The sequence below is a fragment of the Streptomyces sp. MB09-01 genome (assembly GCF_033794505.1).
Lineage (GTDB): Bacteria > Actinomycetota > Actinomycetes > Streptomycetales > Streptomycetaceae > Streptomyces.
The window spans coordinates 1-1418 of the sequence record NZ_JARAYQ010000547.1 but is presented as its reverse complement, the minus strand read 5'-3'; the positions used below and the strand labels follow the sequence as shown (position 1 = coordinate 1418).

The window sequence follows — 1418 nt, the reverse complement described above, 5'->3', positions numbered from 1 at the left end:
ACGATCACTTGCGGCATCCCGGCCCCCCCTCCCAGCGTCCGTCCCGGCGGGCGCGGATGCATCCGGACGGGCGCGGCCCCGGCGTGTCTGCGGTGACCCGTTCCGCCCGGGCGGTACGGGTGGGGGCGGGGCCGGTGGCGTGGGTCGTGCGAGCGGTGGGAGTCGGTTGTGGCGATGGTCGGACTGTTCTGGGTCACTCCGGACGCCGTGTACGTGGGCTCACCGCCCAGCGCCATCGGCGGCTGCGTACGGCTGACCGGCGACGGGCTGCAGGCGGTGGACCCCGACGGCTCCCGGGCGTGGACGTGGGAGGAACTGCGCTCCGCGGTCGTCGAGGACGTGCCCGTCGACGGCCCGTCGGGCCGCGCGGCGAAGCTCCTCGGATCGGTGCTCTCGGCCGCGGTCGACGCCTTCCTCGGCGAGGGGCCGCCCGAGATGACCTTGCGGCTGGAGACGGAGAACGGGCCGGAACGGGTGACGGTCCATGCGGCGGTCGCAGGCTACGGGGCCGAGGAGACGGCCCTCTCCCAGGACCTGCTCGCCCGTTTCGTCGCGAGAACGGCGGACCCCCGGACCCTGGAGGCCTGGGGCCGCGAACACGCCCCGCAGGGCACGCCCAAGCCACCCGCACGGGAGTCCCTCCTGCGCACGTGGGCAGGGGTCTGAGCGCATCCGGCCGATCAGTCCTCCAGACGGACGGGCATCAGCAGCGAAAAGGTGTCCTCGGTGTCGGTCCGGCGGACCGCCAGGGGCGCCGTGGGGGCGCCGAACTCCAGGAGCAGCCGGTCCCGGGCGCCGGCGGCAGCGAGGGCGTGCAGGAGGAACTCGCGGTTGACGGCGACGCGGTGCCGGTCGTCGTCGCCGTCCTCGCAGACGGTCACCACACCGTCGGCCGTCACCTTGAGCACGCTGAGCTCGCAGGAGACGCCGTCCTGCTCGCGCACCTCCCCCGCACGGACGGGGCCGGTCTCCAACGCCTTCCGGAAGGCCTCGACATCGACGAGGGCGCGGCGCCCTGCCGGCAGGCGGACGAGGCGACGGTAGTCGGGGAAATCGTGATCGACGCACTGGCCGGCCGTCTGACGGTCCCCCGCCTCCAGGGTCACGCGGCCACCGTCCACGGCGAGCCGGACCGAGGCGTCGTCGCTCAGCAGCGCCCGCATCGCGTCGGCGAGCGGGGACGGTACGACGACCTGCACGCGGGGCCCGTCGTGGCCGCTGGTACCGGCCCGTGCGACGGCCATCCGGTAGCGGTCGGTGGCCACGACGCGGAGCGCGTCGCCCTCGATGTCGAACAGGACTCCGCCGAGCACCGGCAGGTCCGGATCGGTGCCGGCGGCGAAACGGACCGCGTCCAGCGCGGCGGCCAGCTCGGGGGCGGAAACGGCCAGCCGGACGGTGGCGGCGGTGGTGGCGGT

Annotated in this window: 2 protein-coding genes; one reads left to right on the top strand and one right to left on the bottom strand. The window is 75.0% G+C overall.

Translation table 11 applies throughout. The annotated features are described in order from the left end of the window. Positions 1–168: 168 nt before the first annotated feature. Positions 169–666: a hypothetical protein gene (locus tag PV721_RS43355; RefSeq protein WP_319734375.1), complete on the top strand. Its 498-nt coding sequence runs from the start codon at positions 169–171 to the stop codon at positions 664–666. A 14-nt stretch (positions 667–680) separates the two neighbouring features. Here the strand turns inward: PV721_RS43355 and PV721_RS43350 are convergent. Continuing rightward, positions 681–1418, bottom strand: a 738-nt coding sequence (locus PV721_RS43350) for a DNA polymerase III subunit beta (RefSeq protein ID WP_319734373.1), incomplete at its 5' end; no start/stop codon positions are given.